Source organism: Mucilaginibacter sp. GW821-FHT07G05 (genome assembly GCF_059418565.1).
Map to the genome: position 1 here is coordinate 420,378 of NZ_JBWKQC010000002.1, position 16,944 is coordinate 437,321.

Consider the following 16,944-nt stretch of genomic DNA (forward strand, 5'->3'; position numbering starts at 1 on the left):
TATGCAGTGCTTATGGGTGCTTATTTATTTTATTCCTTTCCACCATTGTGTAAATGATTGTTTGGTACTGTTCAGTTGTACCACCTCGCCAATTAGCGGTGTTGCCAAGCGGTAAGGTTGATTTTTAGAAAGTTCGGAAATTTTTATCAATGGCTCATCCCAATCATGCTGCGCCAGTGTGAATTTAGAATGGTGGGTGGGTAACAGGTTTTTGGCATGCATCTCTAAAGCCGATTGCATCACCTCTTCGGGTAATTGATGTACCGATTGCCATGCTTTATTATACTGCCCGCATTCTAATATCGCCCAATCGATAGGGCCGTATTGTTTGCCCAATTGCTTAAAACGATCGTCGTGCCCGCCATCTCCACTGATGTATATTTTCATCTTCGGCGCTATCACAAGGTACGACATCCACAGGCTTTTAGCCCGTACAAATCCCCGGCCGCTGTCATGCTGTGATGATACCGTATGGATAACAAAACCGGGTGCTACGTTTACGTCCTTATCCCAATCCTGCTCAATAATCTGGCTTGGTTTATAGCCCCAATACTCAAAATCGGCGCCAACGCCTAAGCCGCATATTACATGTTTTACTTTTTGTTGAAGCGCTACAACCGTCTCATAATCCAGGTGATCGTAATGATCGTGTGAGATAAGCAGGTAGTCTATCTCGGGCATATCTGTTGCATGATAAGTATTGCTGCCCCTGTAGGCTTTCAGCGAACCCGGAATAGGGGAGGCATTGCCGCTAAAAATAGGATCGATCAGTATTCGCTCGCCCGCCACCTGTATAAATACAGATGAATGCCCGAACCAAACCAGTACGTTGCTATCCGGCGGGAGGTGTTTCAGGTCGGTTTGTACCGATGGCAGGGAATCTTTAGGCGCTACCCTCGGGTTTTTAGCGAAAATAGTTTTATAGCTTTCGCCGATAATGCTATAACCTTCGGTAATAATGGGCTTCTCTACTTTGTTCACAAAGTGCCCGTCTTTATAATGCGGTGATCTTTCAATCCGCGACAGCCTTTTGCCCGATGGTGCTTTCCCAAACTGCGGCTGGCGCATATAAAAGAATGTGATCACGGCCAGCACTATAACCAAGCCCATAAAGCCCAATAGGGTATACTTCAGTATTTTTAGCAATCTTTTCATGCTATTGCGCGGCTAAGGCTTTAATGTCCTTAATTTCTAATACTTGTGTTGTATAACCTTTTAATACCGCGTTGATCATAGCCTGCCCAAGCTCATGCAAACTGATAATGCTTTTGGCCGAAAAGATCTTGATTATATTGATAACAACCACGTACAGTGTCTTCGCGTTCTTTTGCCCTTCAACAGGTGCCATACCTCCGGGTCTGAAATTGTATTGTCCTTTGAAAGGCAATTTCATCAGGTCATTTTCTGTACGACCTTTTACCCTTGCCCACATGGAACTGCCTTTTTCCGAGCTATCGGTATGTGCGCCTGTTATGTAGTTGAATACCATATCTGGGTTAACAGCCAGCAATGTTTTGGCAAAGTGCAGGGTAGTATTATAAGTGATAACGGTATACTTTTCCTCGTTTAACCCTACCGAACTGATGCCCGCGCAGTAAAAGCAGGCATCATAACCTTTCAGCGCATCGCTGTGTTCCTCTATCTTTAAAAAGTCGGTCACCAGCAATTCTTTAAGTTTAGGGTGTGTAATAGGTGATGGCCGCCTGTTTACCATGAGTATAGATGTTACGGCGTTGTTTTGCAGGCATTCTAACAATACACCTTCGCCCGCCATACCGGTGGCGCCCGTTAATATGATCTTCATTGTTTGTTTTATGATAACGTAAATACTAAAGTAAAGCAATTAGCCGCGCTATAGCCTCATTTTGAGGTAAAGATATGGCTAATGACGACCAGTAGTTTTGTTGAGAAGTTCAATTTGCTTTGTTAAAAAGCTCATTTGTGCAGCCCTAAAATGAAAATTTTTAAACCATTTTAATTTTAAAGTGGCATTAACTAAGGCGAAAATGTGGCTTTAAACCTAATTAAATGCTATGTTAAACTATCTTAAGTGTTTTTTTAACACTTTTTACCATTATCTTATTGACACTTCGGATTTTTATTTTACATTTGATATTATAATCAATTAACAGAAACCGTTAATACCTCTTTTTATGAAAAATACAGGGCTCGCCAATGGTCGGCTGTATACGCATTTTTTGCTTACGGCATTTCTTATATTCAATTATATATTTGATAATCAAATTTATAGGTATAAACCTGTCTTCTGCTCTCTTAATATAACTATATAAAAACATACTGAATATTTCGTGCTGTATCAGCTATAACTGATGCGGGATTATAAGTTTATTGACAATTTTAAAATATCAAACGATATTTTTTTTGTTCATTTTAATAAGTGTTATAAGTACAATATATAATTCTGTGAATTTGCTTTTCCAGATAATAATGCCAATTAATAAATATGATGCAGTTCAACTAACAAAATCAACAACAAACCAACAAATCAAACAAACCAATTAAATTTTATGAGAAAAGATTTACAACACGAACCTGCGTTTGTGCGCGGGTATCTGTCGCGGTTTCCCGGCAGATGGTTGCGGAATGGCAGCAGGAGGCTGATCATTGCGCTGATTTTATCTTGTGTAACCCTCACCGCCGCCTTCGCGCAAACCAAGGTGACCGGTGTGGTAACTGATGAAAAGGGCGTACCCCTGCCCGGCGTTACCCTGTTAGATAAAACGAGCAAGGCGGGTGTAGCTACCGATATTGACGGTAAGTTTTCGCTTAATATTAGCGCCAACACCACATTAGAGGTAAAATACATTGGCTATACTACTAAAGATGTAGCGGTGCAGCCCGGTCAAAACATTACCGTGCAGCTTATACCAACCAATAACGATTTGGAAGAGGTAGTGGTGGTAGCTTATGGTACCCAAAAGAAGGCCAGCGTTACCGGCGCGATAAGCACCGTTAAATCTGCCGATCTGGTGCGTACGCCATCTGTAGCGGCAACCAGCGCGTTGGTAGGTAAGGTACCGGGTATCAACTCACGTACTACCGACTCAAGGCCCGGTAACGGTACCAGCATCCAGATCCGTAACCTTGGTAACCCTTTGTATGTAATTGATGGGGTAACCTACAGCACCTCAAACGGTACCGATGCATTTGGTTACAATACAGGAATCTCGGGTGAAAATGCCTTTAACCAACTGGGTTTAGATGATATTGAGAGTATTACCGTATTAAAAGATGCGTCTGCCTCAATTTATGGTTTAGCCGCAGGTAACGGTGTTATATTGGTAACCACCAAACGCGGTAAAAAAGGTGAGGATGCCAAGATCAACGTATCAGGCTACTATGGCTTGCAAAACTTTACACGTTTCCCACGCCCGGCAAATGCGGGTCAGTATGTAAGGGGCTTATTGCAAAGCGAGCAAAACCTTGGTCGCGATCCGTCATTACTTTATACACCTGATGAATTGATGAAATGGGAAACCCAGGCAGATCAGGCTCACAAGAATAATGATTATTACGATTTTGTTACCCGCCCTAATGTGCCGCAATACAATGTAGCCGCAAACGTAGCGGGTGGTTCGGCAACATCTACCTACTACCTGGCAGTTAACCATGTAAGCCAGGACGCGATAATTAAAGATTTTAAATTTAAACGTACCAATCTGCAAAGTAATATCAGCAGCACAATAGCTAAGGGCTTTACGGTCGGCGCCCAATTGAGCGGACGTTTAGAGGACAGGCACAACGTAGGCGTACCGGGATTGGACGACTTTTTTAATCCCTTGCTAAGTATAGGCAGTATGTGGCCTACCGAAAAGGCTTATGCCAATGATAATCCGTTATATATCAATCAAACACACAACGTAAACGTTAACCCGGCAACTTACAAAAACGATGTAACCGGTTATATTGATGATATAACCCGTGCCATGAGCGCCAAGTTTAACGCGCAGTACGATTTTAAATTCGGCCTGTCTATTAAAGGTTTGTATTCTTATGATTTCCTGAACGAAGATTTTGAAGGTTTTGAGTTCACTTACCCGGCATACATATATGATGCCGCTACAGGCCAGTATAACGATCGCGCTGCCAACGGAACGCTGTATGGTAACCAAAACCCATGGCGCGAAACACATAAAAGAAATGTGATCTCAAAGTTTTCGCAATTGCAATTGAACTATGCCAAAAAACTGGGCGACCATGATATATCTGCCGTAGTAGCTTATGAAAGGCGCGAGAGCGAAAACAAATACCAAGCCCTGCACTCGGTTCCGCCGAATAATATTATTGTAACGCAGTTGTTTGCAGATGTTGATTACCTGGGCGATTCCCGCTATCAGGAAGCTTTTGAAGGTGTTGCATCAAGGATCAACTATAGTTACAAAAATAAATACCTGATAGAAGGTGTTGCCCGTTACGATGGCTCGTTCCTGTACCGCGGCGGTAGCCGTTATGGTTTCTTCCCTGGTGTTACAGCCGGTTGGCGCATTACCGAAGAAGGCTTCATGAAGAGATTCGCGAACAAGATCAATGATTTGAAACTTCGCTTCTCTTATGGCGAAACAGGTACATCCCTGCAAGATGCCGCGGGAAATTACTATTCACCTGGTCCGTTTGATTATTTGGGTGGTTACAATACCAATGCCGGTAACGCGGTGCTTGATGGTACCTTTTATAACGGTGTAGTGCCACGCGGCTTACCTACCACCACTATATCGTGGTTACGTAATAAAATGCTGAACGTGGGTATTGATTTCACCGTGTTCAATCACTTTAGCGGTCAGTTTGATGTTTTCCGCCGTAAACGTGCCGGTTTCCCTGCCAGCCGTTACGATGTTACCCTGCCTAACGAGGTTGGTTACCTGTTACCGCTCGAAAACTTGAACTCAGATATTACGCAAGGTTTAGATGGATCGGTTGTTTATACCAATAAAGTAGGTGAGGTTGATTTTTCGCTTGGTGTAAATGCCAGTCTGGGCCGTAATAAAACTGATTATGTTTATAAAGAACGTTTCGGTAACTCGTACGAGGAGTACAGGTTTGGCAGATCGGGCCGCTGGACTGGCGTTAACTTCGGTCACCACATTATTGGTCGTTTTGAGTCGCAGCAACAAATAAATGATTACCCTGTAAATATTGATGGCCAGGCTAACAGTACACTTTTACCCGGCGATTTGATATATGAAGATTTGAATGGCGACGGCGTAATAAACCAGTACGATGAAAGACCGGTAGGTTATGCCGAAGGCGCTTTGCCGTACCTTAACTATGGTTTAAATGGTCGCGTTAGCTATAAAGGTATCTCACTGGCGTTTGATTTCGCGGGTGCTACCATGCAAACCTTCTATCGTGATTATGAGCTGAAATATCCTTTCCAAAACAATGGTAACTCACCGGCTTATATGCTTACTGATGTTTGGCACCGCAGCGATCCTTATGACGTTAACAGCGCATGGGTACCGGGTTTATATCCTGCCTTGCGGAAAGATAATAATGGTCTGTCGATATTCAGGGTTCCGGATGCGCTATCAAGTAAAGTTGCAGGTCGTGCAAATGATGCCTCGAACTGGCGTAACGATTATTGGACTACCAATATCAATTATTTCAGACTTAAAAACTTGCAGTTAGGCTATACCTTCCCGCAAAAGATCATCAAAAAAATGGGATTAAATGCCCTCAGAGTATATGTTACGGGTACCAACCTTTTCTCATTTGATAATGTGAAAGGTTACCAGATAGATCCGGAGATCTCGGCCGTGAACGGCTTGGCTTACCCGCAACAAAAGATATACACATTTGGATTTAATTTAACCTTGTAAACATTGGATCATGAAAAATAAAATGTATAAATGCTTGATGTTTAGCCTTGCCCTGGTGCTGGTGGCGACAACAAGTTGCAGAAAAAATTTCCTGGAGCTGCAACCCGTTAGTATAGTAACTGATGAGGATTTGTGGAAAGATCAGAAGCTTATTGTAGGCCTGCTGGCTAATTTTTATAACCGTATACCTACCGATATGGGCCTTACAGACCAGGCAGGTTCACAATGGCGCAATATGGCCTCGTATGATGATGCGATGTGGTCTGGCCAAACCAATGCCGATCTGGAAGCGCGTAATAACATAGTTAATTATGATGCAGGCAGGTGGTTTTTGTACGATTATTATTTTATACGCGATTTGAACCTGGCGATAGAAAATGTTGACAAATTTGGTTCATCAACCCTTACCGAGGCGCAGCGTACCCAGTTAAAAGCCGAATTTAGGTTTATAAGGGCTTACCAGTATTTTGAAATGGTAAAAAGAGAAGGTGGCGTGCCACTGGTAACCACTCAACTTATTTATGATAACAGTGGCGACCCAACGCCTTTGCAGCAACCGCGTAACAAAGAAGCCGAAGTATACGATTTTGTAGCGAGCGAAATGGATGGTATAAAAGATGTTATAGCTAACGGTACCAGTGTAAGCCGCGCAAATAAATATACCTGCCTTGCGCTTAAAAGCCGTGCTATGTTGTATGCGGCCAGTATTGCCAAGTATAACGCTTTGCTTACACCATCAATAACCTTAGCAAACGGCGAAGTTGGTATCCCCGCAAGCCGCGCTAACGAGTATTACCAAAAAGCGCTTGACGCGTCAAAAGAGGTGATCAACAGCGGTTCTTATGAATTGTACAATAGCAACCCCGACTTGGGCGAGAACTTTTATGAGGCCATCCGCAACAAAACCGGTAATAAAGAGGTGCTTTTTGTACGCGATTTTTTAACCTCAAAAGCAAAAAAACATGGGTTTACTTATGATAATATAGCCCGTGGCTTACGCGAAGATAACCTGAGTTCATCAAGCGTTACACCATCGCTAAACCTGGTTGAAAGCTATCAGAACCTTGACGGTACCAGCGGTGAGTTGAAGATTCGTAATGCAGGTAATACTGATTATTTGTATTACAATAACGTATCAGATGTTTTTGCCGGTAAAGATGCCAGAATGTACGGTACGGTGATCTACCCGGGTGCCCCGTTTAAAGGTACTAATGTGGATATGCAGGCCGGCGTTGCCGTTTGGAATGCAGGCTCAAGCTCATATACTCTTCAGGAAGGTGCCGATTTAGGTACAAATTATACAGATGGTAAACTGCTGGTATCCGCATCGGGCCCGCACCGTAGTATTGCCGAGGTATCAAATAGCGGGTTTTATCTGCGTAAATATATTGATCAGGGTGGCGGTACCAGTACCCGTGGTATACAAAGTGATGTATGGTGGGTTTGGTTCCGTTTAAGCGAAATGTACCTGAACGCGGCCGAAGCAGCCTTTGAGCTGGGCGAAACCGGCCAGGCCGTAACCTATATTAACCCGATACGTCAACGTGCCGGCTTTACCGGAGCTAATTTGTACACTACAGCAACATTAACCCGCGACAAAATAAGGGCCGAATTCAGGTCGGAATTTGCTTTTGAAGACCACCGTGTTTGGGACCTGAAACGCTGGAGGATAGCCGATAAAGTTTGGAATGGCAGTTCAAGCAATCCGGACGCGGTTGTGTACAGTTTATACCCATACAGGGTAGTACGCCCCGGCGATGCCGCCCGCGATGGTAAATATATTTTTGTGAAAATGGTTGCGCCAAGGTTTAAGGCTGCAAGGTTTTTCCAAAATTTCAATTACTATTCGAGGTTCGATCAGTCGATCATTAACAACAATCCTAAAATTGTTCAAAATCCATTTAACTAAATATGAGCATCATGAAAGTCAGATCATATATATATAGCCTGTTATTACTGTTGGTAATAGCGGGAGCGGTCGGTTGCAAAAAGGACAACTATGAAGCGCCAAAATCAAAACTATCGGGCAGGGTGGTATTTAACGGGCAGCCGGTAGGGGTACGTTCAAACCAGGTTCAGTTAGAGCTTTGGCAGCACGGCTACGCGTTTTTTAATAAGATACAGGTATTTGTGGATCAAAACGGATCGTTTTCGGCATTGGTTTTCGATGGCGATTATAAACTGACCCGCCTGAATGGTTCGGGCCCGTGGATCAATCAAACAGATTCTATCGATGTGCATGTTAGCGGCAATACCATTGTTGATGTACCGGTAACTCCCTATTTTGCTGTAACAAATGCTGCTTATACCAGGAGCGGGAATGACATTACCGCATCGGTAACAGTAGCTCAGGGCGATCCGAGTAGTCAGCTTGAGCAGGTAAGGTTGTACGTTTATAAAACAACCCTGCTCGATCAAAACAATAACAGCGCTATTGGCGTAGTTAACGGCGCTGCGGTAACACCGGGTACACCATTTAACGCCACCGTAACCATACCGGCAGCCTTAACCGGCGCTGACGCGGTGTATGTGCGTGTAGGTGTAAAAACCGTAGGCGCAAATGAGCTGGCCTATTCGGCACCGCAAAAAATACAACTTAAATAATACAGAAAAAGCAGGGTGTAAAAACCCTGCTTTTTTTATGATGATAGTGTTTATCAGCTATTTGATCTCCAGTTTGTAACCCTTGCCGTGTATGTTGATCAATTGTATCGAGGGGTTATTTTCGAGTTTCTTACGCAATTTTGATATGAACATATCCAGGCTACGGCCTACAATTACACCCTCATCTTCCCACAGCTCCTTTTGCAGGCGGCTTCGCTCAATGATTTCATTTGGCGATTGAGCAAAGATCAGCAACAGTTTATTTTCTTTAGCGGTGAGTTCTGTTATGGTTTGGTTATTTAGGAGTTGTTTTTTCTCGTGATAGAATACTGTATCATCACCAAGTTTGTAATGGTCAACATCGGTGTTGTTTGATTCAGCAACCTCTTTACGCGATTTAACCGATTTCGAGATGATCAACCCGATAAACGCCAGCAAAGGAATTCCGCCTAACAAATACCCTTTTTGAGGTAGGGTTATGCCACTGCTTTTAAATCTCAGTTCAATAAGGTAACAGTTTTTTGGCTGGTTGCGACCGGCGCAGGCTACAATATTGTCCTTCGAGTTTTTGAATATGGCATAGCCGTATATTACTTCCTTGCCGGTGCAATTTAAAACGTTAACAATGTAATCGTCGGCAATCTTCTCTTTAGCCAGTGTTCGGCTTATTATCTTTTCCAGCGAATCGGGCTGAAAAGAAAAATCGTTTTCAAACCTTATCTGGTACTCATTTTCGGCGATCTTCTTTACCGGCAATACCCTCGATGTGCTGTCGCCCGAGTGCAGAAGTACCTCATGGCCGATTTTTCGGAACAATAATTCTTTCCTGGCCGTATCAAAATCATCGGTACCGGCCCTGCTAAAAGCGGCGCTCAATAACGTTAAAAATAGCAAAACAGTAAGCCCCAGCAGGTATTTTGTTTTGGTTTTCAGGGGTACTTTATAACCGGCCATATCTATACGGATTGATTTTACAAAGTTTACAATTTTATTTACAATAATCATCATAGCTAAAGTATTGCGTGTAAGTAGGTTTGCTGCATCAAAATATATTAAACCATGCTAAACAAACTTACCATTATCCTGCTGTTCGCTATGCTTCAACTTACTGCTTATGGCCAGCAAACATACCGTTTGGATATTAAAAAAAGCAAACTTTTATGGAACGGACAAAAAACGATGGGTGGTCATTTCGGTTACATCCTTTTTAATGCGGGTACCCTGAACTATACGCCCGGTGGCGAGCCTCAAGACGGCACTTTCACCATTGATATGAACACGATGCGAGCCAATGATCATACTAAAGATGGTAAAAATAAAAAAGTAGATGACGAGTTGCGTACCCCCGGTTTTTTTGATGTCGCCCAATATCCAACCGCAACCATGGCGGTTAAACAGATCATCCGTACAGAGCAAGCAAATACTTACAAAGTAACGGGCGATCTCACGATAAAAGGAATCACCAACCCAATTACATTTACTGCCCTTATAAAAGGCACAGGAAGTACACTTACAGCTACAGCAGTAACCCAGATAAACCGCGTAAAATGGCGGATCGATTTTCAGCCTAAAAAGGATGACTGGAACCTGTTTGCTGCTATAAAGGATGAAATGATCACCGAAAATATTGACATCTCGCTGAACCTGGTATTTGTTAAATAGGGTTTTGCAAAAAGCCCGGCTGTTATTACAACCGGGCTCCATTATTTAAAACTTATTATTACAGTGCTTCAGTATATTTTTTAAAGTTATCCAGGATAGCCTGCCAACCGCCGCGTTGCATTTCTATGGGATTAGTTTCTTCCGGGTCGAAGGTTTCTGTTACTTTGGTGCCATCAATTTCTTTAGCGAAGGTGATGCTTACTTTTCTGCCGTCGCCAAGGCCGTAAGCAATAAGGCTGTAGGGCTGCACATCGGTATAAGTACCGCCAAAATCAAAACTAAAGCTGCCATCTTTTGCGGCCATAGTGGTCGAAAAGTTACCGCCCACACGCAAATCATTTTCGGCATAAGGGGCATGCCAGTCGTCGGATGCCTGGCACCATTTGGTGATGTGTTCGGGTTGGCTCCAGCTATCCCAAACCTTTTCAATAGGGGCATTAACAATAGTTTCTACAGTGATTGCTTTGCTTGTGGTTTCCATAGTAATATTGGTTAGTGATTTTGTTGAATTTTAATAAGATAAAGATAGGAGAAGCTGCCTGCTTTAAAAAGGTGTAATTGTGCCAAATTGCGGGGGATTTATGGCAATATATAACAATTAAAACCTGATAATATCCGTATCGGGCGGCGTATGTCCAAGCAATCGGCATATGGTCATGATCTGCCCTTTATGATGAAACTCATGGGCGAACGCGTGCGTGTAAATTTCCAGCGGAGTAGCGTTAACGGGTCGGTTCCGCGGGAGTACAGCGCTGATGGGCTGGTTTAATATTTGCGCGAACTGGTTCAGAAATTCATCCACATAAGCATCCGCGTTAGCAAATAATAGTTTTACAGCATCAATGGTGGTTACGTCGCTTTCTTCAATAATCGCGATTTCTTTATTCATGGCGAAGTTGGCCAGCCAGTGCGTATACACATTGGCATTGTGCACCAGTAGGTATCGTACATCGCTTCCGTTAAATTCGGGTATGGGTTTAAGCCAGTCGTGCTTTACTTCGTTCGCCACAAAATTGAGTACGAACTTCCTTGAACTGCATAATAAAGCATATTGCTGTTTTAAGATGGATACCATATTACAAGATAACGAACTATTTTATCATCACACAAATCAACAATTTACGTCAATTGTTAATTAAACGGGTTTCTTACTAATCATCATCGTCATCCTTTTTGTTTTCCAGTATTACAAAGGCGCTCCGTTTAGGTGATGGCATTACGGAGTCTTCTCCTTTCACCGATTTCCAAACCACTTCGTTCAAATCCAGATCGGGGGCGGCATCTTCTTTGGCGAAGTTGAACAAGGCCGATCTTTTGCTGCTTTCGTTTACCGCAACATTGCGCCTGTCGAGGTCTATCAACGCGGGTTTTACTTTGTAAGGCGTAAAATCTGCTTTGCTGGTAAAGCATTCGTATAGCGGGATAGCGGCAGCATCGTATTGGCTCATCGGCGGCAGGCCCAATATGAGTTCCATAGTACGCAAAAAGCCCGAGGTAGAGTACATGGTATGTACTACGGCGTTGCGTTTTACGTAAGGACCAACCACAAAAGCAGGCGAACGGTGCGCGTCCACGTGGTCGGGGCCATTTTGGGCATCATCCTCCAGTATAAACACTACCGATTCCTTCCATATCGGGCTGTTTGATAAATGTTCTATAAAGCGGCCTATAGCCAGGTCGTTATCAGCCACAGCCGCGGCAGGCGAAATCTTGCCTAAACGCTGTCCGCTGGTATGGTCGTTTGAAATCCGGATGGTATTAAACTGCGGAACGGCGTTAATAGTAAGCAACGAATCAAAATCGTGCTGCCAGGCATCAACACGCACCTGATCTTTAATATCCATATTAAAACCGGGCGATTTAGGCGAAATATGCCCTTCCAGTGCTTTAATGTTGGCCTTGCCATTATCACTAAATTCGCCGTAGCTGCGGTAGCTGATGCCGGCTCGTTTACAATAATCCCATATAAAGCCGTCGCGCGGGTAGGTGGCAGGTCGGCCGCCCTCAAAAGAGGTACTGCCGCCACGGTTACCATAACTGGTAGGCCATGTTTTTTCAACTATGTCGGTAGCATAGGCGGCCATGCTCCAGTTATGGCCGTCGGCGCTTACTTCTGCATCCACGTAAAAATTATCAAGCAATACAAAATCTTTGGCGAGCGCATGGTGGTTTGGAGTAACCTTTTGGCCAAACAAACAAAGCGTGGTATCGCCATTGCCTTCAGGCATATCGCCCAGCACCTGGTCGTACGTGCGGTTTTCTTTTATAATATAAAAAATATGCTTAATGGGCGATTTTTCGCCCTGTTTACGCGGAATCGGATTGTTGGCTACGCCCTCGGCCTGTGCTACTTTTTTGTTAGTAAAGGGCGTATTTGCATAAACTTCGCGGGTATAGGTTTTTAGCAATTCGGGTTTAGGCGCATCAATGAACGATAACGATCCCTTGAATAAGCCTGCTATATATTGCAGTTTGCTGTTGGGTGTGCTGCCGGTATGGTAACCGCTGTTATCGGCCTTTGAAACAGGCTGCGGCCCTTGTGGGTTAGCCATTGATGTTAAGCCTTTGCCATTGGCCACCAGTATTTTGCGCCCCAGTGTTTTTACGTTGGTAGGGTACCAGCCCACGGGGATAAAACCCATGCTTTTGCTGTAACCTGGTTTGGTTAAATCAAAAACGGCCAAGCAGTTATTATCGGCATTGGCAATATAAAGTGTTTTTTCGTTTGATGACAGTGCCAGCCCGTTGGTGGTTGACCCGGTGAGCATGGTAGGGTATAACGAGGTGGATATGGTTTCAACCACCTTATTGTTAAGCGTATTTATGATGGATACCGTATTATCGCTGGCATTAGCCACAAAAAGCGTATTGCCTTTTTTGTTGAGCAATAATTCGTTGGGGTGATTGCCCGTGGTAATGGTAGTTGTGATGTTGCCGGCAGACATATTATAAACGGCCACCTTATCGCTTCCCCAAAGTGAAATATATAGCGTTTTTTCATCGGGAGATAGTACGCAGCTGTAAGCAATGTTAGCCAGTTTTACCTTTTTTAAGATGTTATGTGCTGCCGGATCAATTACATATAGCGAGCTATCCTCTTTAGTTACGGCGTATAAACGGTTATTGCTTTTGTTTACCACCATACCTGTCGGGCAAATTTTACCCTTTGGCCATGGCTGGCCCAGTGTTATTGTATCAGCCTGCCCCAGTTTATTGTTTTTGATGCTGAAGTTCAATATCCAGTTATCGTTACCACCCGATACATACAGTTGTTTTTCATCCCGGCTGAAGGCCAAACCATACCACGATTTGCCAAGCTCCTTTTGATCGAGCAGTTGTTCCGTTTTAGGGTCTATAAGCTGTACCGATTGAGTGCTTTGGCCGTTATTAGTTACTGCCAATAACTTGCCCGACGCGCTTAACTGCATATTCAGCGGCAAATCGCCCAGCGTTAACGACCGTCCCGCCGGGCTGATCTTCCAGCCATTGGGCAGCATGATCTGGTTGCTTTGCTTAATATTGCCCGGCCGTTGCTGCGCTATTGCGCTAATATGCAGCAACGTACACAAAACGGTGATAACTGAAAGTGACTTTCTCATAGCAGGCAAATAACCTTATTAAAGTTAAGCTATTGTTACGTGATGGTAAATGATGGCTACATCAGTGTAAATGCTTAGTTACTTATTGTACAACCGCAGCTTATCCCTGATGTAAGCTCCTGCCAGGCTTAGTTCTGCCGGTTTCCAGTTGCCGTTTACATTGGCGCCACCAATTAATATACCGGTGGTTTCGGCTTTGTCGGTAAGGTTCCAGTCGGCCCAGCTGAGTTGGTTGTATTCGAGCCATTTAAGCCATGCTTCGGTTTTAGCTTTGTCGAATACGCCATCGCCGTTTGATTCGCCCACGCCCCATTCGGTAACAAATAGCGGTAGTCCCGCCTTAATGGCTTTGTCTGCCTTCGCTCGCAAATTTTCCTGGTGATATGGGTCGGATGCGTAGAAGTGGAAGGAATAGGCGATGTTATTGTAACCTTTGATCGGGTCGAGCGCGGCAATGTGTACATCCTGGTCCCAACGCGGACTGCCCACAATGATCATGTTCTTGCTATCGTATTTGCGTATCACCGGTATTAATTCGTTAGCATACTTTTTTATCACCAGCCAGCTGATATCTTCGGGCTCATTCCATATCTCGTAAATTACGTTGGGCACACCCTTGTATTTTTGTGCCATAGCCGCGAATAAGCGTCTGGCCTGCCCAAGGTGCTGATGCGCGTTATGGTCGTGCCAGTCTATCAGTACATATACGCCGTTTTTAATACACTGATCTATAATGGTGGTGATCAGCTTTACTTGCTTCACCGAATCCTGCAAATACCCGCCCTCATGTTCAATAGCCATAGAAGCCCTGATGATGGTCGCCTTAAAATCGGTACAAAGCCAGTTGACCACATTATTGTTGTAATACTTTTGCCCCTCCCAAATACTCCACGACATACTGATGCCCCTTAATTGAGGCGCTTTGCCATGTTCGTTAACTAACTGCCCGTTCTTTACCTGTAGCCAGCCATTTTTAGCAACGGGTGTTTGCGCCATGCCCTGCAAGTGGGTAAAGCAAACAGCACAGGCAATAAGCAGTGCCTTAATGTATTTGTGTTTTTTCATAATTGGTTATTAGGAATATAAAAATAAGCTTTTAGGCTTACTCATCAATATTTATTTAGGGTGGATTGACGTGCTGTTACCACCGCCATAATTGCATCGTTATGGCCTGATTAAAACCAAATCGTAGTAATTTAAGTTGTAAAGGAAGTCCCGCAGGTGTTTTGAGGCTGTTTGTGATGGGGCTGGTTTATTATTAACGGATCTTTTAACTATGGATATTAACAAGATTTATAATCACGCTGTTAACTGGCTTATCGATTACGGCCCCCGTTTCATACTGGGTATGGTGATCTTATTTGCAGGACTTTGGCTCATTAAACTGATATTGAACCGGTCGCAATCAGGCTTGCATAAAAAGGGAGTCGACCCAACGGTTAAACCCTTTCTGGTGAGTTTGGTAGGTGTGGTACTGCGGGTGATACTGGTGCTATCCGTAATGCAGATCATCGGGATACAACTTACCCTGTTTACAGCCGTTGTAGGTGCCATTGGCGTAGCAGCGGGACTGGCATTATCCGGAACTTTGCAGAATTTTGCAAGTGGTATCCTCATCCTGCTGCTTAAACCCTTTGTAGTAGGCGATAACATTATTACCCAGGGATTGGAAGGTACGGTAGTATCTATCCAGATATTTTATACACTGGTGCGCACGTTCGATAACCGCTCGGTAATTGTGCCTAACAGCAAGCTCTCTAATGAGGTGATCATCAACATCAGTCGCGAAGGAAACCGCAGGCTCGATATCGAACTGAAATTCAGTAACGCTATTGATATTAAAGAAGTAAAATCGGTGATCAACGAATCTATCAACCGTTCGCAAAATATCCTCGAAAAGCCGGAGCGCCGTATAGGCGTTGCCGTTTTAGAGAGCGATGGCTACAAGATAGGCGTAAACGTTTGGGTAAATGCACACGGTTTTTACGATACTAAGCTGGCCTTGCAGGAAACTATTTTGCAGGATATTAAAGATTCGGGGATTAAACTGGCAGGCATGTAACGCGCCAAAGCGAAGGCGCTAAACCTTTGCTTTGGTAGATAATACCACTACGGCCACCGCCATTACAGCCAAAAAGCTGAACGATGCACGCAATGTAAATGCCCCGGCTAAAAAGCCAATAACCGGCGGACCGATCAAAAAGCCGATAAACGCGATGGTAGACACCGCTGCAATAGCCGCGCCCGGTTGCATGGTTGTTGATTTACCTGCCGCGCTGTACACCATTGGCACTACCGATGAGATGCCCGCGCCCACAAACATGAACCCAATAATAGCCGTTAACAGGCTCGGGAACAATACCGCAATGAGTAAACCGATGGCGCTAAGCGTACCGCTTAACTGTAAGGTACGCCTAAGTCCGAAACGTGCGGCAAAACGATCGGCAACGAAACGGCCGGATGCCATGGTACACATACAGGCCGTGTAACCTGCACCTATCCAGCCTTTTTCGGCCAGTATTATCTTTTTAAAGTAGATCACGCTCCAATCAAACATGGCACCCTCAACTACCATGGAGCAAAAGGCGATCAGGCCGAGGGTGATCAATGATTTATCGGGCATTACAAATGCAGGGCCTGTACTTGCCGGGGTATGGTCGTTATGCAGGTAACGCCAGCTAACTATCACCGTTATAATGGTAATGGCGGCTATAATGGCGAAGTGAGGCGCGGGCAATACGCCTTTGCCTATCATAAATGTACCTATACTGGCACCCACAAAACCCGCCAAACTCCACACGCCGTGAAACGAAGCCATAATGGGTTTGCTGTACAAACCTTCGGTAGCAACGGCCTGGGTATTAACTGATATATTGGCGGCATTGCTACTGATGCCGAACAATATTAGACATAAAACCAACTGGTAAACTTCTGTTACCGCGCCGAGGGTAACCAGCATTAAACCATAAGTGCTAATGGCCGCTGCCAATACTTTGCGGCTGCCAATTTTTGTAACGGCCCAGCCAGATAGGGGCAGGGAGATCATCAGGCCAACCGGCAAGGCGAATAGTACGCCACCCAGCGCGGCGTCTGAAAGGTTAAGCTTTTGTTGTATAGTCGCGATGCGCGAAGCCCAGCTGGCGAAACATAAACCGGCTACAAAGAACATGGCAGCTACTGCGGTGCGGATAATTTTTGGTGCGTAAACCATTTATATATGTAAGATAAAAAAGATTAAACAA

Annotated in this window: 13 protein-coding genes; 5 read left to right on the forward strand and 8 right to left on the reverse strand. The window is 44.3% G+C overall.

All coding sequences use genetic code 11. The features are described from left to right. Nucleotides 1–24: 24 nt before the first annotated feature. Both AC07NA_RS06205 and AC07NA_RS06210 read right to left on the reverse strand, forming a co-directional pair. Entirely contained in the window at nt 25–1,155 is a 1,131-nt protein-coding gene (locus tag AC07NA_RS06205) for an MBL fold metallo-hydrolase (protein WP_494896581.1), read from the reverse strand. A 1-nt stretch (nt 1,156) separates the two neighbouring features. Next, nucleotides 1,157–1,804 carry an NAD-dependent epimerase/dehydratase family protein gene (locus tag AC07NA_RS06210; protein WP_494896582.1) on the reverse strand — a complete coding sequence of 216 codons (648 nt, stop codon included), beginning with the start codon at nt 1,802–1,804 and terminating at the stop codon, nt 1,157–1,159. Between the two features lie 724 nt (nt 1,805–2,528). On the opposite strand from AC07NA_RS06210, the gene AC07NA_RS06215 reads away from it, so the two are divergent. From AC07NA_RS06215 to AC07NA_RS06225, 3 genes are read left to right on the forward strand one after another with little or no spacing between them, the layout of a single operon-like run. Beyond that, on the forward strand, nt 2,529–5,837 hold the full coding sequence (locus tag AC07NA_RS06215) for a SusC/RagA family TonB-linked outer membrane protein (protein WP_494896584.1): 3,309 nt from the start codon (nt 2,529–2,531) through the stop codon (nt 5,835–5,837). Between the two features lie 10 nt (nt 5,838–5,847). Continuing rightward, complete coding sequence (locus tag AC07NA_RS06220) at nt 5,848–7,746, forward strand: RagB/SusD family nutrient uptake outer membrane protein (RefSeq protein ID WP_494896586.1); 1,899 nt, start codon at nt 5,848–5,850, stop codon at nt 7,744–7,746. Nucleotides 7,747–7,757: 11 nt separating this feature from the next. Further along, nucleotides 7,758–8,441, forward strand: coding sequence for a DUF3823 domain-containing protein (locus AC07NA_RS06225; protein WP_494896588.1), 684 nt, complete (start codon nt 7,758–7,760; stop codon nt 8,439–8,441). 57 nt (nt 8,442–8,498) lie between these two features. On the opposite strand, the gene AC07NA_RS06230 is transcribed toward AC07NA_RS06225, so the two are convergent. Continuing rightward, nucleotides 8,499–9,449: a winged helix-turn-helix domain-containing protein gene (locus tag AC07NA_RS06230; RefSeq protein ID WP_494896590.1), complete on the reverse strand. Its 951-nt coding sequence runs from the start codon at nt 9,447–9,449 to the stop codon at nt 8,499–8,501. Between the two features lie 51 nt (nt 9,450–9,500). On the opposite strand from AC07NA_RS06230, the gene AC07NA_RS06235 reads away from it, so the two are divergent. Next, the gene (locus AC07NA_RS06235) at nt 9,501–10,103 is read left to right on the forward strand and encodes a YceI family protein (protein ID WP_494896592.1); all 603 of its coding nucleotides are present in this window, start codon (nt 9,501–9,503) and stop codon (nt 10,101–10,103) included. 58 nt (nt 10,104–10,161) lie between these two features. Here the strand turns inward: AC07NA_RS06235 and AC07NA_RS06240 are convergent, their stop codons facing one another. The 4 genes from AC07NA_RS06240 to AC07NA_RS06255 all read right to left on the reverse strand — a co-directional run bounded on the left by AC07NA_RS06240 (nt 10,162) and on the right by AC07NA_RS06255 (nt 14,767). After that, the gene (locus AC07NA_RS06240; protein ID WP_494896594.1) at nt 10,162–10,584 is read right to left on the reverse strand and encodes an SRPBCC family protein; all 423 of its coding nucleotides are present in this window, start codon (nt 10,582–10,584) and stop codon (nt 10,162–10,164) included. Nucleotides 10,585–10,701: 117 nt separating this feature from the next. Next, a complete protein-coding gene (locus tag AC07NA_RS06245; RefSeq protein ID WP_494896596.1) occupies nt 10,702–11,178 on the reverse strand; it encodes a DinB family protein in 477 nt (158 codons plus the stop codon). A 76-nt stretch (nt 11,179–11,254) separates the two neighbouring features. Then, on the reverse strand, nt 11,255–13,702 hold the full coding sequence (locus tag AC07NA_RS06250) for a bifunctional YncE family protein/alkaline phosphatase family protein (protein ID WP_494896598.1): 2,448 nt from the start codon (nt 13,700–13,702) through the stop codon (nt 11,255–11,257). Nucleotides 13,703–13,780: 78 nt separating this feature from the next. Next, the gene (locus tag AC07NA_RS06255; RefSeq protein WP_494896600.1) at nt 13,781–14,767 is read right to left on the reverse strand and encodes a glycoside hydrolase family 5 protein; all 987 of its coding nucleotides are present in this window, start codon (nt 14,765–14,767) and stop codon (nt 13,781–13,783) included. A gap of 211 nt (nt 14,768–14,978) precedes the next feature. On the opposite strand from AC07NA_RS06255, the gene AC07NA_RS06260 reads away from it, so the two are divergent. Then, nucleotides 14,979–15,764, forward strand: a complete 786-nt coding sequence (locus AC07NA_RS06260) for a mechanosensitive ion channel family protein (protein WP_494896602.1) — start codon at nt 14,979–14,981, stop codon at nt 15,762–15,764. An 18-nt stretch (nt 15,765–15,782) separates the two neighbouring features. Here the strand turns inward: AC07NA_RS06260 and AC07NA_RS06265 are convergent, their stop codons facing one another. Then, entirely contained in the window at nt 15,783–16,913 is a 1,131-nt protein-coding gene (locus AC07NA_RS06265) for an MFS transporter (RefSeq protein WP_494896604.1), read from the reverse strand. Nucleotides 16,914–16,944 lie beyond the last annotated feature (31 nt).